Source organism: Streptomyces sp. NPDC087270, assembly GCF_044744625.1.
GTDB lineage: Bacteria > Actinomycetota > Actinomycetes > Streptomycetales > Streptomycetaceae > Actinacidiphila.
The window spans coordinates 418,658-442,132 of the sequence record NZ_JBIUYR010000001.1 but is presented as its reverse complement, the minus strand read 5'-3'; the positions used below and the strand labels follow the sequence as shown (position 1 = coordinate 442,132).

21 protein-coding genes and 1 tRNA gene are annotated in these 23,475 nt (G+C 71.8%); 10 read left to right on the top strand and 12 right to left on the bottom strand.

What is annotated here, in order from left to right; all coding sequences use genetic code 11:
• Positions 1–26: 26 nt before the first annotated feature.
• Together ACIPAE_RS01970 and ACIPAE_RS01965 are read right to left on the bottom strand one after the other, a co-directional pair.
• Entirely contained in the window at positions 27–1,484 is a 1,458-nt protein-coding gene (locus ACIPAE_RS01970; protein WP_329366799.1) for an LCP family protein, read from the bottom strand.
• A 237-nt stretch (positions 1,485–1,721) separates the two neighbouring features.
• On the bottom strand, positions 1,722–2,588 hold the full coding sequence (locus ACIPAE_RS01965; RefSeq protein WP_328466878.1) for a helix-turn-helix transcriptional regulator: 867 nt from the start codon (positions 2,586–2,588) through the stop codon (positions 1,722–1,724).
• A gap of 202 nt (positions 2,589–2,790) precedes the next feature.
• Here ACIPAE_RS01965 and ACIPAE_RS01960 point away from each other — a divergent pair, with 202 nt between their 5' ends.
• Positions 2,791–3,246, top strand: a complete 456-nt coding sequence (locus tag ACIPAE_RS01960) for an ATP-binding protein (RefSeq protein ID WP_328466876.1) — start codon at positions 2,791–2,793, stop codon at positions 3,244–3,246.
• A 192-nt stretch (positions 3,247–3,438) separates the two neighbouring features.
• Here ACIPAE_RS01960 and ACIPAE_RS01955 read toward each other — a convergent pair whose 3' ends face one another.
• Positions 3,439–3,675: a DUF397 domain-containing protein gene (locus tag ACIPAE_RS01955; protein ID WP_328466874.1), complete on the bottom strand. Its 237-nt coding sequence runs from the start codon at positions 3,673–3,675 to the stop codon at positions 3,439–3,441.
• 236 nt (positions 3,676–3,911) lie between these two features.
• Here ACIPAE_RS01955 and metG point away from each other — a divergent pair, with 236 nt between their 5' ends.
• Positions 3,912–5,651 carry a methionine--tRNA ligase gene (metG, locus tag ACIPAE_RS01950; protein ID WP_402442275.1) on the top strand — a complete coding sequence of 580 codons (1,740 nt, stop codon included), beginning with the start codon at positions 3,912–3,914 and terminating at the stop codon, positions 5,649–5,651.
• Between the two features lie 91 nt (positions 5,652–5,742).
• On the opposite strand, the gene aspS is transcribed toward metG, so the two are convergent.
• Positions 5,743–7,509 (bottom strand): aspartate--tRNA ligase, encoded by a 1,767-nt coding sequence (aspS, locus tag ACIPAE_RS01945; RefSeq protein WP_329366804.1) that lies wholly within the window; start codon positions 7,507–7,509, stop codon positions 5,743–5,745.
• 159 nt (positions 7,510–7,668) lie between these two features.
• Between aspS and ACIPAE_RS01940 the strand changes: the two genes are divergently transcribed.
• Both ACIPAE_RS01940 and ACIPAE_RS01935 read left to right on the top strand, forming a co-directional pair.
• Positions 7,669–9,810: a SpoIIE family protein phosphatase gene (locus ACIPAE_RS01940; RefSeq protein WP_366413000.1), complete on the top strand. Its 2,142-nt coding sequence runs from the start codon at positions 7,669–7,671 to the stop codon at positions 9,808–9,810.
• A 350-nt stretch (positions 9,811–10,160) separates the two neighbouring features.
• Complete coding sequence (locus tag ACIPAE_RS01935) at positions 10,161–10,619, top strand: hypothetical protein (RefSeq protein ID WP_402442272.1); 459 nt, start codon at positions 10,161–10,163, stop codon at positions 10,617–10,619.
• Positions 10,620–10,659: 40 nt separating this feature from the next.
• Here ACIPAE_RS01935 and ACIPAE_RS01930 read toward each other — a convergent pair whose 3' ends face one another.
• Positions 10,660–11,811, bottom strand: a complete 1,152-nt coding sequence (locus ACIPAE_RS01930) for a saccharopine dehydrogenase family protein (RefSeq protein WP_402442270.1) — start codon at positions 11,809–11,811, stop codon at positions 10,660–10,662.
• A 71-nt stretch (positions 11,812–11,882) separates the two neighbouring features.
• On the opposite strand from ACIPAE_RS01930, the gene ACIPAE_RS01925 reads away from it, so the two are divergent.
• Positions 11,883–12,842 carry a helix-turn-helix domain-containing protein gene (locus ACIPAE_RS01925; protein ID WP_402442268.1) on the top strand — a complete coding sequence of 320 codons (960 nt, stop codon included), beginning with the start codon at positions 11,883–11,885 and terminating at the stop codon, positions 12,840–12,842.
• A 65-nt stretch (positions 12,843–12,907) separates the two neighbouring features.
• Here ACIPAE_RS01925 and ACIPAE_RS01920 read toward each other — a convergent pair whose 3' ends face one another.
• Both ACIPAE_RS01920 and ACIPAE_RS01915 read right to left on the bottom strand, forming a co-directional pair.
• Positions 12,908–13,813 carry an LAETG motif-containing sortase-dependent surface protein gene (locus ACIPAE_RS01920; RefSeq protein ID WP_402442266.1) on the bottom strand — a complete coding sequence of 302 codons (906 nt, stop codon included), beginning with the start codon at positions 13,811–13,813 and terminating at the stop codon, positions 12,908–12,910.
• 187 nt (positions 13,814–14,000) lie between these two features.
• Complete coding sequence (locus ACIPAE_RS01915) at positions 14,001–15,185, bottom strand: PP2C family protein-serine/threonine phosphatase (RefSeq protein WP_402442265.1); 1,185 nt, start codon at positions 15,183–15,185, stop codon at positions 14,001–14,003.
• 151 nt (positions 15,186–15,336) lie between these two features.
• On the opposite strand from ACIPAE_RS01915, the gene ACIPAE_RS01910 reads away from it, so the two are divergent.
• On the top strand, positions 15,337–15,909 hold the full coding sequence (locus ACIPAE_RS01910; RefSeq protein WP_328466854.1) for a helix-turn-helix domain-containing protein: 573 nt from the start codon (positions 15,337–15,339) through the stop codon (positions 15,907–15,909).
• 3 nt (positions 15,910–15,912) lie between these two features.
• Entirely contained in the window at positions 15,913–16,857 is a 945-nt protein-coding gene (locus ACIPAE_RS01905; RefSeq protein WP_402442263.1) for an aminoglycoside phosphotransferase family protein, read from the top strand.
• Positions 16,858–16,887: 30 nt separating this feature from the next.
• Here the strand turns inward: ACIPAE_RS01905 and ACIPAE_RS01900 are convergent.
• From ACIPAE_RS01900 to ACIPAE_RS01890, 3 genes are all read right to left on the bottom strand, one after another.
• Positions 16,888–16,961: transfer RNA gene (locus tag ACIPAE_RS01900), tRNA-Gln, on the bottom strand.
• A gap of 131 nt (positions 16,962–17,092) precedes the next feature.
• Entirely contained in the window at positions 17,093–17,647 is a 555-nt protein-coding gene (locus ACIPAE_RS01895) for a hypothetical protein (protein WP_402442262.1), read from the bottom strand.
• Between the two features lie 174 nt (positions 17,648–17,821).
• Positions 17,822–19,102, bottom strand: coding sequence for an MFS transporter (locus ACIPAE_RS01890; RefSeq protein ID WP_402442260.1), 1,281 nt, complete (start codon positions 19,100–19,102; stop codon positions 17,822–17,824).
• Between the two features lie 76 nt (positions 19,103–19,178).
• On the opposite strand from ACIPAE_RS01890, the gene ACIPAE_RS01885 reads away from it, so the two are divergent.
• A complete protein-coding gene (locus ACIPAE_RS01885; protein ID WP_402442258.1) occupies positions 19,179–19,607 on the top strand; it encodes a MerR family transcriptional regulator in 429 nt (142 codons plus the stop codon).
• Between the two features lie 9 nt (positions 19,608–19,616).
• On the top strand, positions 19,617–20,546 hold the full coding sequence (locus ACIPAE_RS01880) for an aminoglycoside phosphotransferase family protein (RefSeq protein ID WP_402442256.1): 930 nt from the start codon (positions 19,617–19,619) through the stop codon (positions 20,544–20,546).
• On the opposite strand, the gene ACIPAE_RS01875 is transcribed toward ACIPAE_RS01880, so the two are convergent.
• Positions 20,543–21,439: an oxidoreductase gene (locus ACIPAE_RS01875; protein ID WP_402442254.1), complete on the bottom strand. Its 897-nt coding sequence runs from the start codon at positions 21,437–21,439 to the stop codon at positions 20,543–20,545. The genes ACIPAE_RS01880 and ACIPAE_RS01875 overlap by 4 nt on opposite strands.
• 95 nt (positions 21,440–21,534) lie before the next feature.
• Between ACIPAE_RS01875 and ACIPAE_RS01870 the strand changes: the two genes are divergently transcribed.
• Positions 21,535–22,176, top strand: coding sequence for a DNA-binding response regulator (locus ACIPAE_RS01870; protein WP_366413014.1), 642 nt, complete (start codon positions 21,535–21,537; stop codon positions 22,174–22,176).
• A 285-nt stretch (positions 22,177–22,461) separates the two neighbouring features.
• Here the strand turns inward: ACIPAE_RS01870 and ACIPAE_RS01865 are convergent, their stop codons facing one another.
• Positions 22,462–23,391 carry a LysR family transcriptional regulator gene (locus ACIPAE_RS01865; RefSeq protein WP_402442252.1) on the bottom strand — a complete coding sequence of 310 codons (930 nt, stop codon included), beginning with the start codon at positions 23,389–23,391 and terminating at the stop codon, positions 22,462–22,464.
• Positions 23,392–23,475: the final 84 nt, after the last annotated feature.

Genomic DNA, 23,475 nt, shown 5'->3' with positions numbered 1-23,475 from the left:
GGGGCCCGGCGACGCGGGCGGGCCGCTCACCCGTAGGAGAGCTTGTCGCAGGGGTTGCTGGAGGCACTGCGGGCGGAGTCGGTGACGGACTTGGAGAGCTGCTTGGGCGTGGAGTCCGCGGACTTCGCGTAGTCCGCGCCGACCACCAGATTGATCCCGCTGATGGCCAGCGGCTGCAACTGGGACCCCGGGAAGAGCTTCTTGAGCGACTGGGCCTGATCGGCCTGCGCGGAGCCGTACTCGATGACGGTCGTCGCGTGGTCCTGGGTCCGCGCGGTCGACGTGCCGGTGACGGTGAACCCGGACTTCGTCAGCTTGTCCGACGCCTTGCCGCCGAGCCCGTCCGTGGTCGTGCCGTTGTAGACGGCGACGGCGATGCCGGAGCCGTCGACCGTCGGCGCCGGGGTGGCCTTCGGGGTGACCTGGCCGGAGGCGTTCGTCCCGTTCAGCGTGCGGTTGGCCCGCAGCTCCGCGAACAGGTCGTCCACGTCCGGGTGGACGAGGTCTATCCGCGCCCCGGCGTACTTCCAGGGCGCGGTGATGAACTGGATGTTGTCCAGGTCGACGTTCTTCAGCGACAGCCCGAAGGACATCAGCTTCGCCGCGGTGCCGAGCCCCGGGTCCACCGTGAGCGACTTGGTCGCCGCGTTGGCCAGCGGCAGCAGCGTGGTGGGGTTCATGCCCTCGCCCTTGACCTTGGCTATCAGGGCGGACAGGAAGGCCTGCTGGCGCAGCATCCGGCCGACGTCGGAACCGTCGCCGATGCCGTGCCGCATCCGTACGTAGTCCAGCGCGTCCTGCCCGGACAGGTTCTGCATGCCCTTGTGCAGGACGAGCTTGCCCTTGTAGCCGAGGTTGGGGTTCATGTCCCCGGAGTAGATGTCGTTGGGCACGCAGACGTCGACGCCGTGCACGGCCGAGGTCATGGCGGCGAAGCCCTCGAAGTCGACCACGATGGTGTGGTCCACGCGCATCCCGGAGAGCTTCTCCACGGTGTTCTGCGTGCAGGCCGGGTTGCCCTTGGCGGTGTCGCCCACCGAGAAGGCCGAGTTGAACATCGCGCTCGGCTGCTCCGCCGACCACTTGCCGTCCGGCAGCAGGCAGGGCGGGACGTCCACCAGCGAGTCGCGCGGGATGGAGATGCCCACCGCGTGCTTGTGGTCGGGGTAGACGTGCAACAGGATCGTGGTGTCCGAGCGGCCGATGTCGCCGGAGGTGCCCTTGCCGCCCAGTTTGGCGTTGTCGCCCGAGCGGGTGTCGGAGCCGATCAGCAGGACGTTCTCCGCCTTGTGCCCGTTGGCGTCGGCCTGCTCGGCCTCCGGGCGGTCCTTGCTGAGGCCGGCGGAGTCGAAGGTCGAGATGTTGGCGTTCAGCTTGAAGTAGATCGCCCCGGCGCCGCCGACGACCAGCAGGACGAAGGAGACCGCGATCGCGATGATCCAGCGCTTGCGGCTCCGCTTGGGCTTACGCCCACGAACGCCCATCCCCACACCTTCGGTCCGGCGGCCTTCGCGACACACGAAGCCCCAACTTCTACCAGCTCTCCCTGAGCGGATATATGACGCAGGTCACATCGCCCATCGGGGATCGGGCCGGCACCCGGCAAGCCACTGTAGTTGCCGGGGACTTCGAAGGAAGGGGACCGCGGAAGCGCGATCCTTACCGTTGTCTTTCAGGCGCGCGGAACACCGGCGGGGCGGGGCCGGAACCGGCCCCGCGCCTCACAGTTCGCGCTGGAGGGCGCGCAGCCAGTCCACCGACCGGGCCGGGTCCAGGGCGATCCGGTCCAGCGCGTCCATCGCCTTGGTGTACTCGACCACCTCGTCGTGCTTGTCGACGTAGAGCGCGCCGGTCAGCTGCTCCAGGTAGACCAGGTCCGGCAGATCGGACTCGGGGAAGCTCAGCAGCGTGAAGGCGCCGCCGCCCGCCGCGTGGCCGCCGGTCGCGAACGGCAGGATACGTACGTCGACGTTGGACGCCTCGGCCGCTTCGAGGAGGTGGCCGACCTGATCCCGCATGACCTTCGGTCCGCCGAACGCCCGGCGCAGGGCGCCCTCGTCCATCACCGATACGAAGTGGGGTGCCCGCTCGGAGACGAGGAGCTTCTGCCGCTCCAGGCGTAGGCCGACTCGTCTTTCCACCCAGGAATCGGCCGCGCCGGGGTGCCCGAGCCGGATCACGGCCCTTATGTAGTCCTCGGTCTGCAGCAGGCCGTGCACGAACTGCACCTCGAAGGTACGGATCAGCGCCGCCGACTCCTCCAGCCCGACGTACGTCTGGAACCAGGTCGGCATCACCTCGCCGTACCCGTGCCACCAGCCGGCCGCGTTGGCCTCCCGGACCAGTCCCAGCATCGCCAACCGCTCGGCCTCCTCCGTCACTCCGTACATGGTCAGCAGGTCCGCGACATCGCGTTCCTTGAAGCTGACCCGCCCCAGTTCCATGCGGCTGATCTTCGACTCGGAGGCACGGATCGAGTAGCCCGCGTCCTCCCTGCTGATGCCCTGGGACTCCCGCAGCCGCCGCAACTGCGCTCCGAGCAGCATTCGTCGCACGATGGACCCGCCTCCCGGCTGCCCTGCGCTCATAGGTCACGCTCCGCCCTTAGCTCATCAGCAGTCTGCCACTTATGCGCTGCGCGCAGTACCCATACAGTCACTCTCCATCGTCACGTGCATCAATTCCTTGCAGATGCACGTGCAGACGCCCTTGCATGGTGGGGTGCTGATCCATGAGCATGGTGACCGTGCAGATACCTCGGGGGCTCGCATGAGGGCAGAGGCAGCAGCCGTGCTGGAACCGTTATGGCAAGGCGTACTCGCGCCAGAGCGACTCGCCGCCGGCAACGGGGCCACGTGCGGACTGGCGGCTGCCCCCGCGTCGGTGCGCGAGGCGCGCGGGTTCACCCGCGCCACCCTTCAGCGCTGGGATCTGCCGCTGCTGCGCGACGCGATGGAACTGGTCGCCTCCGAGCTGGTCACCAACGCGCTGCGGTACGCGGTGCCGATCGGCACGCCCGGCAGACCGGTCCAACTGAGCCTGGTGCGCTGGACGTCACGCGTGGTGTGTGCGGTGCGCGACCCCAGCGGGGTCGCGCCGATCGCGAAGGACGCCGACTACGTCGCCGAGACCGGCCGCGGACTGCACCTGGTGGAGTCCTTCAGCGAGAACTGGGGCTGGCACCCGCTGAGCGGGGCGGGAAAGGTGGTCTGGGCGCTTTTCCTCGCGCCCGGCGGTGCGCTCTGACTTCCCCCCGCGGGGACGGGGACAGCGACGCGGACGGCCGGGAAACCGGACGGCCGGGAAACCGGGGAACCCGCGCCGGGAGACCGGCATCGGAAAACCGACGCCGGCTACCGGACGGGCGGGTCGGACGGTCGGTCGGACGTGAAGATCGAAGCGGAGATCGAGGCGGTTACCAGGTCGGACGTCCGTCCGCTAGGGCATGAGATGGTCGAACTCGCCGGCCTTCACACCGATGATCATCGATTCGATCTCGGCCCGGGTGTAAATCAGCGCGGGCCCGTCAGGGAACCGCGAATTGCGCACCGCGACCTCGCCGTCCGGCAGGGCGGCGAACTCCATGCAGGTGCCATTGGCATTGCTGTGCCGACTCTTCTGCCAGACCGCTTCCGAGAGATCCTCCGCAGCCATTCCGTTGTGCGTCCGGCGCATCAGCGACTCCTACACCTGTGCCTCGTCTGGTACTCGAATCATAACTCGTAGCCAAGTCGCGTGCATGTGCACGTGCATGTGCATGTGCAGTCACGCGCGGTGATCTTCGGGGCTGAACTTCCGGGTTGCGGTACCGACTTATCCACGGTCGGTTACCACCTGTTCGGGTCAGATACGCTATTGACGGTCCGTAGACGAATTACTCACTCCGCGCAACGAATTGGGAGCAGCCTGCAATGGCTCGTCACCTCATCACCTCTGCCTTGCCCTATATCAACGGGATCAAGCACCTGGGCAACATGGTGGGGTCCATGCTCCCGGCGGACGTCTACTCCCGGTATCTGCGTGACCGCGGCCACGAAGTGCTGTACATCTGTGCCACCGACGAGCACGGCACCCCTGCCGAACTCGCCGCCAAGGAGGCCGGCCTGCCGGTCGACGTCTTCTGCGCCCAGGCCCACGACGCGCAGAAGGCCATCTACGACGGCTTCGAGCTGTCCTTCGACCACTTCGGCCGCAGCTCCTCCGCGCAGAACCGCGACATCACCCAGCGCTTCGCCCGCACCCTGCACGAGAACGGCTTCATCGAGGAGCGCACCGTCCGGCAGGTCTACTCGCTGGCCGACGAGCGCTTCCTGCCCGACCGCTACATCGTCGGCACCTGCCCGCACTGCGGGTACGACAAGGCGCGCGGCGACCAGTGCGAGAACTGCACCCGCGTGCTCGACCCGACCGACCTGATCGAACCGCGGTCGGCGATCAGCGGAAGCAGCGCTCTGGAGGTCCGCGACACCAAGCACCTCTTCCTCCTCCAGTCCGAACTGGCCGGCGAGGTCGAGGCGTGGATCGACGCCAGCAGCGGGGACTGGCCGACCCTGGCGTCCTCGATCGCCCGCAAGTGGCTCACCGAAGGGCTCCAGGACCGGTCGATCACCCGCGACCTCGAGTGGGGTGTCCCCGTGCCCGCCGACACCTGGCCGGAGTTGGCTGCCGAGGGCAAGGTCTTCTATGTCTGGTTTGACGCACCGATCGAGTACATCGGTTCCACCAAGGAGTGGGCCGACGCCGCAGGCGACGGCGAGACCCGCGACTGGCGGTCGTGGTGGTACGACGCGGACGGCGGCGAGAACCCGGTCCGCTACACCGAGTTCATGGCGAAGGACAACGTCCCCTTCCACACCGTGATGTTCCCGGCCACCCAACTGGGCACCCGCGAGCCGTGGAAGAAGGTCGACTACGTCAAGGCCTTCAACTGGCTCAACTACTACGGCGGCAAGTTCTCCACCTCGCAGCGCCGCGGCATCTTCACCGACGCCGCGCTGGAGATCCTGCCGGCCGACTACTGGCGCTACTTCCTGATCGCCAACGCGCCGGAGTCCGACGACACCTCCTTCACCTGGGAGTTGTTCACCTCCTCGGTCAACAAGGACCTCGCCGACACCCTCGGCAACTTCGTCAACCGGGTGCTGTCCTTCTCCCGCAAGCGGTTCGGCGACGCGGTGCCGGACGGCGGCGCCCCGGGCGCGGCCGAGGCGAAGCTCGGCGAGCAGATCTCCACGCTCCTCGCCGAGTACGAGGGCCACATGGAGACCCTGCAGTTCCGCAAGGCCGCCCAGTCCCTGCGGGCGCTGTGGAGCGCGGGCAACTCCTACCTGGAGGAGAAGGCGCCCTGGATGGAGATCAAGACCTCCCCGGAGGGCGCCGCGCTCACCCTGCGCACCGCGATGAACCTCATCCACCTCTACTCGGTCGTCTCCGAGCCGTTCATCCCCGCCTCGGCCCGCGCCATGCGCGCCGCGTTCGACCTGCCGGGGGACACCGCGCCCTGGGTCACCGCCGACCAGGCCCGCGCCCTCACCACCCTGCCCGCGGGCACCCCGTTCACCGTGCCGCCGGTCCTCTTCGCCAAGATCAGCGACGAGGACCTGGCGGGCTACACCGAGCGCTTCGGCGGCGACCCGGACGCGGCGGCGTAGCCACCCACCCGTGAAACACCGAGCCCGCCCGGCGCCTGACGGCAGCCGGGCGGGCTCGGTGCTGTGCGTACGGCCGGATACGGCCTGCGCGCTAGTTCTTCTGCGCGGGCTTGCGCAGCTGGAGGTGCAGCTCGCGCAGCCGGGTGTCGGGCACCTCCGAGGGGGCACCCATGAGGAGGTCCTGGGCGTTCTGGTTGAGCGGGAACGCGATGGTCTCCCGGATGTTCGGCTCGTCCGCCAGCAGCATGACCATCCGGTCGACGCCGGGCGCGATCCCACCGTGCGGGGGCGCGCCGAAGTGGAACGCCCGCAGCATCCCGCCGAACTCGGCCTCCACCGTCTCCCGCGTGTACCCGGCGATCTCGAACGCCGCGTACATCACGTCGGGTTCGTGGTTCCGGATCGCGCCGGAGGACAGCTCGATGCCGTTGCACACGATGTCGTACTGCCAGGCGAGGATGTCCAGCGGGTCCTTCGTGCGGAGCGCTTCGAGGCCGCCCTGCGGCATGGAGAACGGGTTGTGCGAGAACTCGATCGCGCCGGTGTCCTCGTTCCGCTCGAACATCGGGAAGTCCACGATCCAGCAGAAGCGGAAGACGTTCTCGTCGAACTGCCCGGCCCGCCGGGCCGCTTCGACCCGCACCGGGCCCATGATCTTCGAGACCTCGTCGAACTCCCCGGCCCCGAAGAAGATCGCGGTGCCCGCCTTGGCGCCGACCGCGGCCAGCAGCGCGGTGGTGTCGTCCTCGGTGAGGAACTTCGCGATCGGCCCGGTGAGCTTGTTCTCCTCGCCGACCCGCACCCAGGCCAGGCCCTGCGCGCCGAGCGAGACGGCGTACTCGCCGAGCGAGTCGAAGAACTTCCGCGGCTGGTCCGCGGTGTCGGGCACGGCCAGCGCGCGGACGTGCTTGCCGGCGAACGCCTTGAAGGAGGAGCCCGCGAAGATCCCGGAGACGTCGACGAGTTCGAGCGAGGTGCGCAGGTCGGGCTTGTCGTTGCCGTACTTGAGCATCGACTCGCGGAACGGGATGCGCGGGAAGGGCGAGGTGACGGTGCGGCCGCCGCCCAGCTCGGTGAACAGGTCGGTCATCACCTTCTCGATGACGCCGAACACGTCCTCCTGCTCCACGAAGCTCATCTCGACGTCGAGCTGGTAGAACTCGCCCGGCGAGCGGTCCGCCCGGGAGTCCTCGTCGCGGAAGCAGGGCGCGATCTGGAAGTAGCGGTCGAAGCCGGAGATCATCAGCAGCTGCTTGAACTGCTGTGGCGCCTGCGGCAGCGCGTAGAACTTGCCGGCGTGCACCCGGGAGGGCACCAGGAAGTCGCGGGCGCCCTCGGGCGAGGTGGCCGACAGGATCGGCGTGGCCATCTCGTTGAAGCCGAGCGCGGTCATCTCGCGGCGCAGGAAGGAGATCACCTGGGTGCGCAGCATGAGGTTGCGGTGCATGCGCTGGCGGCGCAGGTCGAGGAAGCGGTTGGTCAGCCGCATCTCCTCGTTGGCGTTGTCCTCCGGGAAGACCGGGAACGGCAGCGGGTCGGCGGCGCCCAGCACCTCCAGCGAGGTGACCTCGACCTCGATCTCGCCGGTGGGCAGCTCCGGGTTGACGTTCTCCGCGGAGCGGGCGAGCACCCGGCCGTCCACCCGCAGCACGGACTCCTTGGACTGGCCGCTGAGCTGGTCGTAGACCGGGGAGCCCGGGTGCACCACGAGCTGCGTGAAGCCGTAGTGGTCGCGCAGGTCCACGAAGAGGATGCCGCCCAGATCGCGGCGATTGTGCAGCCAGCCGGACAGGCGGACGTCGGTGTCGACGTCGGTGGCGCGCAGCTCGCCGCAGGTGTGGGACCGGTACCGGTGCATCAGCTTCGTCCTAGGCGTGGGATGTGACAGAAGTCGTCGGAGGTGTGTCGGTGGCGTGGTGTCGGGAAATCGGTGGGGCTCAGCCTACCGGCGCCCCTCCCCCCACCCTCCACAGGGATCTATTCGCCCATACCTTCCTGAGCACCATAAACTAGGAAAATGCGCACAGAGGACGTCCTCGCCGCCGCGGGCTACGGCCTGTGGCAGTGGGACGAATCGACCGGCACCGTGGCGGTCGACGGTCGCGCGGCGCGCCTGCTCGGACTGTCCGGCGGCGCCGCCACCCGCCGATCGTCGGAGGTGCGCGCCCGGCTGCACCCCGCGGACTACGTCGCACTCGCCGGCGCGGTGTCGCTCGCCGCCGCCGAGGGCACCGTGGCCGAGGCGCTGCTGCGGGTGGTCGGCGAGAACGGCCAGGTGGAGCGCACCGTCCGGGCCCGGCTGCGGCCGCAGGGTCCGCTGCTCAGCGGCAGCCTGCACGAGATCCGCGAGCCCTCCGCGCCGTACGACGGCCAGGGGCGCGCCGGCCGGCAGGGACACGGCCACGGCCTGGGCCACAGCGCGGGCCTGTCCGGCCTGGCCCGCAACCACGAGGCCCGCGGCGACTGGCGGCGGGCCCGCGAGGCGTTCCTGCTGGACGCCGGGCGGGCGCTCGCCGAGGCCGACTCCACCTCCGAGGTGCTGCGGGTCGCCGCCACCTTGTCCATGCCCGGCTTCTCCCCCGACGGGCTGGCCGTCTTCGGCATCAATGGTGACCGGCTGTCGCTGATCGGTCACCATGGACAGGAACTCGGCGACCCTTTTCTGGTCGACATGCCGCTGACCACGGACTATCCCGCGGTCACGGCGGTACGCACCGGCCAGGCGGTCTACCTGCCCAGCCCCGAGTCGTACGAAGAGCGGTATCCGATGAGCTGGCCGCTCATCAAGCCCTACGGCCGCTCCTCGTGGGCGTACCTCCCGCTGACCGTCGCCGGGTCCACCATCGGCGCCTGGATGGCCGCCTTTCGTGAGCGGGTCGACTTCACCCCCGACGAGCGGTCGGTGCTCACCACGGTGGCCCGCATGCTCGCCCAGGCGCTGTCCCGCGCCCACCTGCACGAGTCCGAGCGAGCCCTGTCCGACGGCCTCCAGCGCACCATGCTGCCCGCCCGCGAGCCCGAGATCGACGGGATGGCGGTCGCCGCGCGCTACGTCCCGACCGGCGGCGGCCTCCAGGTCGGCGGCGACTGGTACGACGTGATCGACCTGCCGTCCGGCCGTACCGCCCTGGTCATCGGCGACGTGCAGGGCCATGACGTGCGGGCCGCCGGGATCATGGGCCAGATCAGGATCGCGCTGCGCGCCTACGCCGCCGAGGGCCACAGCCCCGACGCGGTGCTCTCCCGGACGTCCCGCTTTCTGGCCGGCCTGGGCGCCGACGCCTCGCCCGAGGAGCCCGGCGGCGCCCCCGACATCCGCTTCGCCACCTGCCTCTACCTGGAGGTGGACCCCTCCGACGGCACCGTGGAGGTGGCCCGCGCCGGGCACCCCGAGCCCGCGATCCGGCTCGGCGACGGCACCACGATCATGCGGCGCACCGCGGGCGGCCTGCCGCTGGGCGTGGAGCCCGACACGGACTACCCCACCACCCGGCTCGTCCTGGAACCCGGTGAAGTGCTGCTGATGTGCACCGACGGGCTGATCGAGACCGGCGGGCACGACCTGGACACCGGGTGGCTACGGTTGCGCGAGGTCTTCGAGGCCGGGCCCGCGGAGGATCTGGAGCAGCTCGCCGACTCCATGGTGCGCGCGGTGCACGGCCCCGCCTCCCACCACACCACCGGGCCGCTCGCCGACCGCCGCGAGGACGACATCGCGCTGCTGCTGCTGCGCCGCGACCCCGACGGGCCGACCTGCGCGGTGCCGATACGGCGCACCGTCCTCACCGTCTCGCAGTCCGACCCCGGGCAGATCCGCTCCGCCCGCGAGGACATCCGCTCCCTGCTGCACGACTGGGCCTCCCCCGACCAGTTCGAGTCCGCGGTCCTCCTCGTCTCCGAGCTGATCACCAACGTCCTGGTGCACACCGACGACGACGCGGTGCTCATCGCCGAGGTGATCGGCATGCCCGGCACCCGCCGCCTGCGCGTCGAGGTCGCCGACCGCTCCGACGACATGCCCCACCCCCGCTCCCCCGGCGAACTCGCCTCGTCCGGCCGCGGCCTCTTCCTCATCGAGGAACTCGCCGACGCCTGGGGCGTCGAGCCCCGCGGCGACGGCAAATCCATCTGGTTCGACCTCTTCGAAACCCGCGTCTGACGGCTTCCGCGGCCCGCCCCTGGGCGCCGTACGGGGCGCCCTGTCGCGTCCTCCGCCCGCGTGCCGGCGTCGGCGCCGACTGGCACAAGTGCCCGACCGGGACGCCCGGGTGCACCGCTTCGAGTACGCCTACACGCTGAAGGTGGAGGTCCCGCAGGACCGACCTCGATGTTCATCAGCGTCGATTCCGACCGCGTGAGCACCCGTCACGACCCCAAGACGGCCGGTTGAGCGGTCGGGTGGGCGTGCGGGGGTGGAATCGGCATCAGTCGGTGTGCTCAGGGGTAGGAGGACGCGGCCCGGACTTGTGCGGTCGGGTCGTACTTCAACTCCTGTGAACGGAGCGGCAGATGAAGATCCTCGGGAGAGAGCCCGCGCTGTGGCTGTCGCTCCTGGCGGTGGTGATCAAGCTGAGCACGGCGTTCGGGCTGGACCTCAGCGACAAGCAGCAGGCGGTGGTGAACGCGTTCGCCGCCGCGGTCGTCGGTCTGCTGGTCGCGCTCAGCGTTCATGACGGTGTCAACGCGGCGGTGCTCGGGCTGCTGCAGGCGGGGATGTCGCTCGCGATCGGCTTCGGCCTGCACTGGACCCCCGACCAGCAGTCGACGGTGATGAGCCTCGCCTCCGTCCTGGTTGCGATGTGGACCCGGGGGCAGGTCACCGCCAAGGTCCCGCCGCCGGCCTCGGCCGCACCCGCCGCCCCGGCCGCGTCCGCGTCCGCGTCCGCCAAGAAGACCACCACCCCGGCCCAGAAGACCGCCGGCTCCAAGAAGAGCGCCGCGGCGAAGAAGGCGGCGCCGGCGGAGTAGTCGGGCGGCGGAGTAGTCGGGCGGCGGCGCGGGACGCCGGTCAACTGCCCCGCACGGCAAGGCGGTCGGGGCCGGTGAAGGTCAGGTGCGCCGGGGAGAGGGCGCGCAGGAAGTCGGGGGCGTCGAAGAGGGCGCCGGGGGCGAGCACGCCTGCGGTGGGGCCCTGCACGCGGCCGTCGAGGAGGCGTTCGGCGGCTTCCACGACCAGGGGCGCGGTGATCGCGTAGATGTCGCGGCCGGACGCGGTCGCGCGGCGGTGGACGCCGTCCCTGCGGGCGACGACGTCGACGAGGAAGGTCTGCGCCGAGCGGCCGTCGGGGTCCGCGGGCGCGGGCGGCGGGGTGGTGGGGTCGCTCAGGTCCCGCAGCGGCGCCTGGTTCATGTGCACCCGGATCTCCGGCACCCGCAGATGGCGGGAGATGGTGACCTGGTCGGCGGTGGACAGTTCGGTCACGTCCTGGACGCCGAGCGGCGCCGGGAACTCCCAACTGCCTTCGGCGGCAGGCCCGGTGGGCTGGACGAGCCGGTTGCCGGTGAAGACCAGGTGCCGGCCGGCGTTGCTCCGCACCGTCTCGCGGGTGCCCCGCGTCGGCCGCCAACTGTCCAGCGAGATCGCGAGGGTGAGGTCGTCCGCCTCCGCCCAGTCCCCCATCGCCGCGCTCGCCAGCAGGTCGCCGAGGCCGCCGTAGAACGCCATCGACGGCACCACCGGCACCCCCGCCTCGCGCGCCCGGTCCGCCCGCCGCTCGAACGTCTCCAGGGTGACCGCCTGTTCGGCGGCGACGTCGAGGTAGGGAATCCCTGCGCGGAGCGCCGCGTCGACGAGCGGCAGCGCGGTGGCGGCGAACGGTCCCGCGCAGTTGACGACCGCGACCGCACCTTCCAACGCGCCCGCCAGGGAGGCCGGTTCGGCGATGGACGCGACCCGGACCTCGGCGCCGGACCCGTCCTGCGCTCCCCCCTGCCCCCGGGCGACAGCGTTCAGCTTGTCCCGGTCGCGCCCCGCGAGAACCGGCGTCCAGCCGCGCCGCCGCAACTCGCGGACGACGAAGACGCCGGTGTGCCCGTAGGCGCCGAAGACGGCGATGGCCCCGCGGTGCGCCTGCCGCCCGTATCGCCCGTCGCTCCCTTCGCGCCCGTCGCTCCCGTTCTCGTCGCGCCCATGCCCGTCGTATCCCTGCGGTGTGTTCATACGGACAAGGGTCGGCTTCACAAGCCCCCCGCACGAGTGGCCGAAACGACGAGCTGCGTACACTTTCGGACATGACATCCGTGGCGCTGGCGCTCTACGACGGAGCGATGCTGTTCGAGGCCGCCGCGGCCTGCGAGGTGTTCGGCGTCGACCGCGAACTGACCGACACCTGGTACGACTTCCGCGTCTGCGGCCCGCGCCGCTCCCCGCTCGGCGGCTGGCTGCGGGTCGACACCCCGTACGGCCTCGACGCGCTCGCCACCGCGGACACCGTGGTCGTGGCGGCCTGCGCCGACATCGACACCGCTCCCCCGCCCGACCTGGTCGCGGCCGTACGCGCCGCCCACGACCGCGGCGCCCGGCTCGTGTCGCTGTGCACGGGCGCGTTCGTGCTGGCGGCCGCAGGAGTGCTGGACGGCCGCCGCGCGACCACGCACTGGGAGCACGCGGCGGCGCTCGCGGCCCGCTACCCCCGCGTCCAGGTGGACCCGGACGTCCTCTACACGGATGAGACGACCGTGCTGACCTCGGCCGGGAAGGCGGCCGGGATGGACCTGTGCCTGCACATCGTGGCCCTCGACCACGGCGCGGCCGTCGCCAACGCGCTGGCCCGCCGGCTGGTCGTCCCTCCGCACCGGGCCGGCGGCCAGGCCCAGTACGCCACCGCGCCGGCCGCCCCCGACACCGCCCCCGCGCTCGCCGGCCTCCAGCACTGGGCGCTCGAACGGCTCGACGAACCGCTGACCGTGCCCGACCTGGCCCGCCGGGCGAACATGAGCACCCGCAACCTCACCCGCCGCTTCACGGCCGCCACCGGCCTCACCCCGCTGCGCTGGCTGCACACCCAGCGCATCCGGCGCGCCCGGGAACTGCTCGAAACGACGGACGACAGCGTCGAGTTGATCGCGACGCGCACCGGCATGGGCACCGCGGCGACCTTGCGCAGGCACTTCCACCGCGCGCTCGGCGTGCCCCCGGACACGTACCGGCGCACTTTCCGCGACCGGCACGGCGCCGCCGCCGCGGGGTGACGCGACCGCCCGGGCGGGCCCGGGCGGTCACCCCGTACGCGGGTCCGCCGTTTCCGTTCCGCGGCTCAGACCGCCGCGGAGCCCTTCCTGCGCAGCCGTACGACACCGATCGCCCCCGCGCCGACCAGCACCGCCGCGCCGCCGATGCCCGCGATCAACGGCGTCGCCGAGGACGAACCCGTCTCCGCGAGGGTCCCGCCGTCAGGAGCCGTCGAGGGGGCCGGCGTACCGCTGCCGCCGGTCTTCGAGCCGGGCGCGAGCACGTCGAAGGTGGCGTCGGTGGTGCTGCCCCGGGTGCAGTTCTTCGTGGTGTCGACGTAGCTGCCGCCGCCGACGGCGTAGCTGGGGCCGGGGGTGGCCTTGGCGTCGACCCTGATCCGGAACTTCAGGTCGGCCGACGCGTGGGCGGTCTTCAGCGTGGTGTGGCCGTAGATGAGGCCGGTCTCGCGGATGTCGTCCTTGCCCTCGTCCTTCAGGCTCAGCCACTTGCCGTTTCCGGCGTCCCAGTACTCCAGGTACGCGTGCTTGTAGAGGTCGGCGTTGTAGCTGTCCTCGCCGTTGTTGGCGGTGACCGACGCCTCGACCGCGCCGAGCGCCTTGTCGGTGGTGCCGGCCACGTTCAGCGTGAACGTGGACCAGCCGCCGCCCGCCACGATGCTGGACGGCAGCCCCTTCAGCTGGACGCGGATCGTGCTGGAGGGCCCGCTGCTGCACGGCGGCGGCGTTCCCGCGTCGGTCGGCGTGGCCGTGGGCGACGACGACGGCGACGTGGTGGGGGCCGAGGAGGACGGGGTGGAGGTGTCGGCCGTCGGCGGGGTCGAGGGGGCCGACGGTGTCGAGGAGGTCGAGGGGGCCGTGGTCGAGCCGGCCGGCCCGGGATCGGCGTGTGCCACGGCGGTGGCGCTCAGCAGCACGGCCGGGACGATCGCGGTGGCCGTGGCAGCGGCCGACAGGGTGCGACGAAGGTTCATGAGTGGGTCCTCGCGGAGTGGCGCAGACGTGTATGACACCCCTGTGACCCTGGTGGCTAAGTGAGCGTTGTACACGGTTCGCGCTGTTCGCCAGACGTTCAACGAGCGTTCGGGCGGCGCGTCCGTCCCGCCGCGCGCCGGTGGCCGGGGTCCGGGTCAGGCAGCGCGCCGGTGGCCGGGGTCCGGGTCAGGCCGCGCGCCGGTGGCCGGGGTCCGTGCCGGGCCACCGGTCCGCGTGCCGCCCCGGCTCCTGCTGCTTGGCCGTCCGCTGGAGGATCAGCAGCGCGGCGTCGTCCGCGGGCTGCCCTCCGGTGTGCCGCAGCAGGTCGTGGTGGATCTGGTCCAGGAGTACGTCCGGGTCGGTCGCGGGCAGGCCGGCCACGCGCTCGGCGAGCGGGTAGAACTCGCCGGCCGGTGAGCGCGCCTCGATGAACCCGTCGGTGTACAGCACGAGGAAGTCGCCGGGCTCGAAGGCGAACTGCTCGGTGCGCAGGACCGCGGCGGGGTGCGGGGCGGTGACGCCGAGCGGGGGCGAGATCCGGTGGGCGTACAGCGCGGTGACCTGGCGGTCGTGGATGAGCAGGGGCGGTGGATGGCCGCAGTTGATCATCTCCGCCCGCGAGCCGTCGTCGGGCAGGTCGAGCAGGAGCGCGGTGACGAAGTGCTCGCCGATGTCCTCCTCGACATCCGCGACCTCCTCCAGGTTCCGGCTGACGCTTTCCTCCACGGCGGCCACGAGGTCGGGCAGTCCGGCGTGCCGGTGGGCGGCCTCGCGGAACGCGCCCAGCACCATCGACGCCTCGCCGATGGACGCCAGGCCGTGGCCCCGTACGTCGCCGATGATCACGCGGGTGGCGGGGTGGGCGGCGCGGGCCGTGGCGAAGAGGTCGCCGCCGATCTGCGTCTCGTCCTCGGAGGAGAGATACAGCCAGGCCACCTGCTGCGGTCCGACCCGGCGGGGTGGCGGCCGCAGCAGCACCCGCTGTGTGGTCTCGGCGACCGAACGTGCGCGGCCCAGTTCGCGGTTGCGTCTGTCGCGCGCGACGCACACCAGGAAGACCAGGAGCGACAGTCCGGTCAGCGCGATGATCTGCGCCACGTGGTTGGCCGTGCCGAGACCGCCCTCGAACACTCCGATCAACGTCTGCGCCGCCACCGCGAGCACCCCGGCCACAGCGGTGAGCCTCGGCCCGGCGAGAGACGCGGTGAGGGCGGGCGCGATCACCAGCAGCGGGCCGAGGTGGACGGTCTCCGGCAGCAGCAGATCCGTCACCGTGATCACCGCGATGAGCACGAACGGCAACACCAGCAGACGGCTACGGCCCGACGGCTGCTCCAGGAGGCGGTCCACCGACAGGCGGCGACTTTCCATTTCTTCCCGCTACCCCTTTATGTCCGGATTACCCCCTGGCCGGGAGAAGAGGGTGGCGCCGGCCCTTGCGATGCCAGGGAGGGCGGGAGCGGCGGATCGACGGTGATGTCAGCACCTGCCATCGCATGCCGGGGTCGCGTACGATCGGGGCATGGGCAGATGGGAGCCGGACGCGCGCGGGCGCCTCGGCAAGGCAGCGCTGGAACTGTTCGACGAGCGCGGATACGAGCAGACCACCGTGGCGGAGATCGCCAACCGGGCCGGGCTCACCGAGCGGACCTTCTTCCGGCACTACGCCGACAAGCGCGAGGTGCTCTTCGCCGGCTCGGCGGCCCTCCAGGACCTCATCGTCGGCGCCGTCGCGGGCACGCCCGAGGGCACCGCACCGATCGACGCGATCGCCGCCGGCCTCGACGCCGCCGCCGACCAGATCTTCCGGGGCGCCCACCGGCACGCCCGCCGGCGCCAGGCCCTCGTCTCCGCGCACACCGACCTCCAGGAGCGCGAACTCGTCAAGCTCGCCGCGCTCTCGTCGGCTCTCACGCGGACCCTGCGGGGCCGTGGCGTGACCGAGCCGGCCGCGAGCCTCGCCGCCGAAGCGGGCACCGCCGTCTTCCGGGTCGCCTTCGAGCGCTGGGTCGACGAGGCGGACCAGCCGCGCGAACTCGCCGACGTCATCCACGAGTCGCTCGCCGAGTTCAAGTCCCTCACCGCGGCCGGCTGACGGGTGGGCGAACTCGTCAGCGTCCCGCCCGCGGTGCGGGACCGACTCGTCGTCAGGTTCGGTCCTGAAGTCGTCGGCTGGCTCGACGCGTTGCCGTCCCTCGTCGGCGAACTCACCGCCCGCTGGAACCTGGAGCCGGTCGCGGCGGGCGGCGGCGTCACCTCGCGGGTCTTCCGCTGCGTGCGGCGTGACACCGGCGCCTCGGTGTGGCTGAAGCTCACCCCGGAGCCCGCGATCGCCCGCGAGGAGGCGGCGGCGCTGCGCGCCTGGGCCGGCAGGCCGTCGGTCGTACCGCTGCTCGCGGAGGAACTCGCCGTAGGCGCGCTGCTGTTGGGCGACGTACGACCAGGGGTGCAGGTGAAGCGGCTCGGGTGGCGGCTCGCCGACATCGGCCCGCTCCTCCGGGACCTGCGGGTCCCCGCCGTCGCACCCGTCCCCCACTCCGCGCTACGGCCGCTGACGCATCGGGTCGACTTCGTCTTCGACCTGACCCTGCGCAGGTTGGCCGCGGCCGGCGTGGGCGAACCGTTCGACGCGGGCGTGCTCGACCGCGCCCGGGCCGCGGCTCTGGAACTGGCCGCCGACGGCCCGCTCGGGCTCGTCCACGGTGACCTCAACCCGGCCAACGTGCTGTCCGGCCCGGGCGCGGATACGGTCGCGGGCCCCGGCCAGGCGCCGGCACCGGCACCGGCTCTGGTGGCGATCGACCCGCGCCCCGCCTGGGGCGACCCCGACTTCGACGCCGTGGACTGGGTACTCGACGCGGTCACCGACCACGCGGACCTGGAACGACGCATCGACACGCTGGCCGCACTCGTGCCCGGGATGTCCCCCGCCCGCGTGCTGCGCTGGTGTCGCGCCCTCGGCGTCCTCGACGCGGCCCTCAGGTTCTGCGCCGGCCGCCACGGCCCGGAGACCCGCTTCCTCCTGACCCTGTCCCGCGGCTGACCCCGTCGGGCACCCGAAGGGCGGAGGGGACGGAGCCGGCCGGATTCGAACCGGCGTCCTCCCACACGCAGTGGGGGTGCGACAACCGCTGCGCTACGAGCCCCGTCCCACCGGGGAGCCTACGCACCCCACCCCCGCACGGCACCCGAATATCCGAGCCCCGCCACTCCCCCGGACCTACCGTCACCCGACCGGTCCGCCGGTGGCGGGGACGAGGCTCAGGGGATGGCGAAGCTCACGGGATGACGAAGGCGACCTCACCACGGGACGCCGTGGTCACCGCGCCCGCCCGGCGCAGCACGTCCGCAGGGCCGAGCACCGCGAACCCATCGTTGCCTCCCGGCCAGAACAACGCGAGCCGGCGGTCGCTTCCGGCCCCGGCCAACAGCCGGTTCAGCTCAGCGGCCGGCATGAGGGTGCAGTCCATCCACGGGTCACCACTCAACGGCAGGTGCGGATCTGCCGCGTCGGTGGAGTAGAGGGTGAGCGGACTGCCGTTCACCGTCACCGTGTAGCCGGGCGCCGGGATGTCGTCCCACGGACCCGAGGAGGTCGTGACGTCCAGCACGACCCCACAGTCGGCCAGTGGCCGCGCCATGCCGCGCAGCCAGTCCTCGACCTCACCCTCGGCGAGGTCCTCACCGTCGGCCGCCCACCCGCCTCCGCTCCACCACACCGCGCTCGTGCCGGAGTTGAGCTGCCGCAGGGCCGCGCTGCTCTCGTCGGCAGGAAGCTCCCGCCACAAACCCGCCTTGTCCAGGTCCCGAAGCAGCCTCTCGTAACGGTTCACGACGGCCATCGTGCCGCACGTGGCGTGGAGCGGGGCCGGGGTGTCGGTGGGGCTCTGGCGCCCCGGCCACCCGGAAGAGGTGATCAAGCGCCGCTGAGCCACCGAACCGCGGAGCCGCTGAGCCGCTGAGCCACCGAACCGCGGACGGTCAACGAGGCGGCTCGGAAGGGACGTTCACCCTTGCGGCGCCACCTCTCGGCTCGTGCCCATCGCCGCGGGGAACCCGTGGGTGCGGGCGGCGAAGGTGGCCGCGAAGGCGGGGGCGAGGAGGACGAGGACGGTCCAGGGAAGGGCGTGGGTGCCGAGGAGGTCGAGGAGGAGGCCGCCGACGAGACCGCCGGCGGCCGTCGCCACGTTCCAGAGGGTGACGAGGAGGACCTGGGCGGCGTCGGCGTGTTCGCCGCCCGCCTCGCCGACGGCGGTCTGGAGCAGCGACGGCGCCCCGCCCCACCCGAGCCCCCACAGCACGGCGGCGACGTAGACGAGCACGGGCTGGTGCGCACCGACTCCCAGGAGGAAGGCGGCCGTACCGATGAGCAGCACACCGCCGAGGGTCAGCGCGCGCAGCGCGCGGTGGATGCGCGCGCCCACCGTCCAGACGCTCAGCAGTGACGCGACCCCGAAGGCGAGCAGCACCAGGTCGGTACGCCCGCCGAGCCCGACGCGGTCGAGGAACGTCGAGATGTACGTGTAGAGGATGGTGTGCGCGAGCACGTACGCGGAGGTGACGAAGAGGACCGGGACGACCCCGGGCACGCGGAGTGCCCCGAGCAGAGGGGCGGCCGCACCGTCCTCCCGGCCCGCACCGTCCTCCCGGCCCGCGCCCTCCTCCCGGCCGACCCCCTGCGTACTCCCGTCCCCGCTCAACCCCGTTTCCTCGCCCGGCCGTTCCGGCACCGCCAGCGTGATCCACCCGAGCAGCAGCACCGTGAGCCCCGACATCACCAGGAACGCGATCCGCCAGTCCGCCGCCTTCCCCAGATACGTCCCCGCGGGCACCCCGATCGACAGCGCGACCGGAATCCCGGACATCGCGACGGCGATCGCCCGCCCCTCCAGCCCCGCGGGGGCCAGCCGCCGCGCGTACCCGGCGAGCAGCGCCCACGCGAGCCCGGCCGCCACCCCGGCGACGAACCGCGCCACCATCGTCAGCGGGTAGTTCCCGGACAGCGCGGTCACCGTGTTCGCGACGCAGAACCCGGCCATCGACACGAGCAGCAGCCGTTTGCGCGGCCACCCCGCGGTCGCCGTGGTGAGCGGGATCGCGGTGACGGCCGTACCGATCGCGAAGACCGTCACCGACTGGCCCGTCGCGGACTCGCCGACCCCGAGGTCGCGCGACATCGCGGGCAGCAGCCCGGCCGGAAGGATCTCGGTGAGGCAGGTGATGAAGACGGCCGTCGCCAGCGACAGCAGCGCGGACAGGGGGAGCGCGGAACGCGTTCGCGTGGTCATGCCGGTTATGGTCAAACCCTCACATCAGTGTGAAGGTCAACCCGGCCCGTCCCCCGCCCCCTGTGAGGCACCCCACATGCGCATCGGCGAACTCTCCGCCCGCACCGACACCCCGCGCCGCCTGCTGCGCTACTACGAGGAGCAGGACCTGATCCACGTGCCGCGCTGCGCCAACGGCTACCGCGACTACCCCGAAGCCCTCGTGGACACCATTCTGCACATCCGCGGGCTCCTGGACGCGGGTCTGCCCACCCGCATCATCAAGCAGTTGCTGCCGTGCCTCACCAAGCCGTCCGTCATCCACATCCCGGACGCCACCCCGGAGATCGTCTCCACCCTCCAGACCGAACGCGACCGGATGACCGCCCGCATCGCCACCCTCACGCGCAACCGCGACGCCATCACGGACTACCTCACCGCGGTCCTCGCCCCCGCCGACGAGGCCACCACCGACGAGGCCACCACCGGGGCCGTCACGGCTCCCCGCACCCCGACCACCGCATAGGGTGCCCGGATGACCGCGATACCGGAGGAATTCACGCAGAGCACCGTCGCCCGCGAGGGCGCCCGGGGATCGGCCTGGCTCGCCGAGTTGCCCGGAATCGTGGACGACCTGCTGGAGCGCTGGGCGTGCGCACCGGACGGCCCGCCGCTGCACGGCGGCGTCGGCCTGATCGCCCCGGTACGCCGGCCCGACGGCGAGCCCGCGGTGCTGAAGGTGTCCTTCCCGCACCCCGGCAACGTCCACGAGCCCGACGCGTTCGCGGCATGGCGCGGGCACGGCGCCGTCCTGCTGCACGAGCGCGACGACGAGCGCTTCGCGATGCTGCTGGAGCGGGCCCGTACCTCGACCCTCGCGGAGATCGAGGACGTCGACGAGGTGGTGACGGTCGCGGGCCGGCTCAGCCTGCGACTGGCCGTGCCCGCACCGCCCGAACTGCCCCGGCTGCGCGGGCAAGCCGACACCTGGGAGCGCGAACTCCACCAGGACGCGACGGAGTTCGCGCAGGTGCTGCCGCCCCACGTGGTGGCCGCCGCCGTCGCGACCGTCCGCGAGCTGGGCCGCGACCAGCCGGACACCCTCATCCACGGCGACCTGCACCCCGGCAACATCCTGCGCGCCGACCGCGAGCCCTGGCTGGCCGTCGATCCCAAGGGGTACGCGGGAGACCGCGGTTACGACGGCGGCACGCTGCTCAAGGCGCTCGCCCTGCGGCTGATCGAGGCGGACGACCTCCGCAAGGCCGTCCACCGCTCGCTCGACGTCTTCGCCGAGGCCGCCGAACTCGATCGTGAACGCGTCGCGCGCTGGGCGCAGTTGCACGCCGTCCAGGCCACGTTCTGGAGCCTGCGGCACGGGTTCCGGATCGCCCGCGGTGGTCCGGAGCTGGACCGGATCACCGCGTTCGCCGGCCATCTGGCGACGCTGCTCACAGGGGACTAGCCGAGCCGGGCCAGGTCCTCCTCCGACAGGTGCAGGCCGGCGGCCGCCACGTTCTCCCTCAGGTGTGCCGGGTCGCCGGTTCCGGGGATGGCCAGCACGTTGGGGCCCTTGTGGAGGGTCCAGGCGAGGCGGATCTGGGAGGGGGAAGCGCCGTGGCGGTCGGCGACCTCGGCGAGGGCCCGGTCCGCCTCCGTCGCGGGGCCCGAGGCGGAGGCGGTGGCACCGGCGGGGCCGCCGCCCACGGAGAAGAAGGGGACGAAGGCGATGCCCCGCTCGGCGCAGGCCCGCTGGATCGCGTCGTCCTCGCGGCGGGTGGCGAGCCCGTACTGGTTCTGCACGCACACCACCGGGGCGATGGCCAGGGCCTCCTCCAGGTGCTCGGGGCCGATGTTGGAGATGCCCAGGTGCCGGATGAGGCCCTCTTCCCGCAGTTCGGCCAGCGCCTCGAAACGCTCCTTGAGAGAGCCTTCACCGCGCTCGAGGCCGAGGCCGATGCGGAGATTGACCACCTCAAGGCGGTCCAGGCCGAGTTGGCGGATGTTCTCCTGGACCTGGCCGCGCAGTTCCTCCTTGGTGTGGGCCCCGACGAAGGCCCCGGACGGGTCGCGGCCGGGACCGACCTTGGTGGTGATGACCAGGTCGTCCGGGTAGGGGGCGAGCGCGGTGTTGATCAGCTCGTTGGCGGAGCGCAGGTCGGAGAAGTAGAAGGCGGCGGTGTCGATGTGGTTGACGCCCAGCTCGACCGCCTGCCGCAGCACCTCGATGGCCTGCGCGCGGTCGCTGGGGCTGCCGTCGGCCTTGCTCACCAGGCGCATGGCGCCGAGGCCGAGTCGGTGGACGGTGCGGTCGCCGAGCGTCCAGGTGCCGGCGGCGGCGGCGTTGGTCGTTGTCATGGGATGCAGTCTTGCCCGCGTGGCCCCGCGCCGCCGGGAATGGCAACTTCCTGCCTGCCTTGGCGGGTCGGTGGCCGTCGGGTGACACTGGGGCCATGAGCGTGGAGAGCGGCGTGCGCGTACTGCGCGGCGAGGCGGAGGTCTTCGCCCGTACGCACCATCTGTTCGCCACGGCCGGTGAACTGTGGTGCGCGGCGCGTGACCTCAACACCTGGGCCCTCGGCCGGACGGTTCCCGACCGGCTGCCCGAGGCGCATCCCCGGTTGCGCAAGCTGTACCAGCCGAGCGCGCTGATGAGCCCGCCGATGGCCCGGCATCTGCGGACCGTGGCGGCTTCCCCGGGCGCGCAGGTCCGCATCACGGCGGACACCATCAACGAGACGATCATCATCGACCAGCGGTTCGCCATCCTCGCGGGCGATCCGGACGCGGGACGGCGCAGCTACAGCGTGGTCTCCGAGCCGACGCTGGTGCAGAACGTCACCTCGCTGTTCGAGGCGGCCTGGCGGTCGGCGACCGATCTCGCGGTCTACGACGTGCAGCACGCGGAGCTGCGCGAGATGGCGCCGCGGGTGCTCGAACTGCTCGCCTCCGGCTGCAAGGACGAGACGGCGGCCCGGGCGCTGGGCCTCGGGGTGCGCACGTATCGGCGCCGGGTCGCGGAGCTGATGTCCGCGCTGGGGGCGGACTCCCGTTTCCAGGCGGGCGCGCGGGCCCGCGATCTGGGGCTGATCTAGGTCCTGTCGTGGGGATCTCCGCGGCGTCGCGGCATCCGGCACGCACATCCGCCGCGTTCTCGTCGGTCGCCGACACCCATGCCCGCGGCCGTGACGGGGCGCTCCACGACCGCGGATGACGGCGCGCGCAGGCCCTGAACCGGCCCGAAGCCGAACGCGGCGACCTGGTCGCCGCGGCCACGCCGCAGCGTCCGGGCTCGCCGCCGGGCCGGCACCGACCCCGTGCCCTGCGCGCACTCCGCGGCGACCGCCGACCCTCACGTGTCCGTTGGTCCGGTCGTCCGGTCAGCGGTCCATCCAGTCCGGCATCCACACGTCGTGCGGGGTTCGCGGGCCCGCGGTGCGCAGATGGTCGCGTAGCGCGGTCAGCACAGGGTGCTGGTCCGCGCTGCGGAAGAGCAGCACGTGCGGGTAGACCGGGGTCGGGTCGTGCAACGGGATGCGCCGCAGGTCGTGGTTCTGGGGCCACAGGTACTGGTCCCCGCTGCCGACGAGGGTGGCCGGCGAGGCCGGGTCGGCGAGCGCGTCCATCAGGGCCTCGTCACCGAAGTGGGGGCCGAGCGCGTCGATACTCAGGCCGAAGGTCTCGGACATCGCCTGGTAGAACGCCGCCCACTCCGTGCCGAGCCTGATCCCGGGAATCCAGATGCGGTGGCCGGCCAGGTCCGCGGGACTGACCCAGGGCGTGTCGGCCAGCGGGTGGCCGGGGCCGACCAGGAGCTCCAGGGGTGAGTCCAGAAGTCGTTCGGCGCTCATCCCGGCCGGGACCTGGTCGGCCGGCAGGGCACGGAAGGACGCGTCGATGGTTCCTTCGAGCACCGCGTGGGCGGCCTGGGCGGCGTTCTTGTCGCTCAGCGTGACCGTGTCCAGGTCCGTCCCGCGGTGGGAGCGGTAGAACCGGTAGACGGCCCGGGCCGGGGAGATGCGCCGGTTGAGGACATCGACACGCAAGGGACGGCTTCCAGGGCGCACGGCCTGCTCGGCCTGCTCGACGGCCGCCAGGACCTTCTTGGCGTGCGGCAGGAAGACCTGCCCGTCCAGGCTCAGCCGCGAGCCTCGGGAGGTCCGCACCAGGAGCGGGACCTCGACATGCCTCTCCAGTGCCGCGACCCGCTTGGAGACCGCCTGCTGACTGATCCCCAACTCGTCGGCCGCGGCCTGGAACTGGCCGGTTTCAGCGACGGCCACGAACGTCCGCAGCGCTTCAACGTCCACGCCTTCCACCCTAATTCCACAACCAAGGGTTGTGTCCGGTGTGGTGCGGAGTTGTTTGATCGAGCGTTCCGCGCGGTGGTGGAA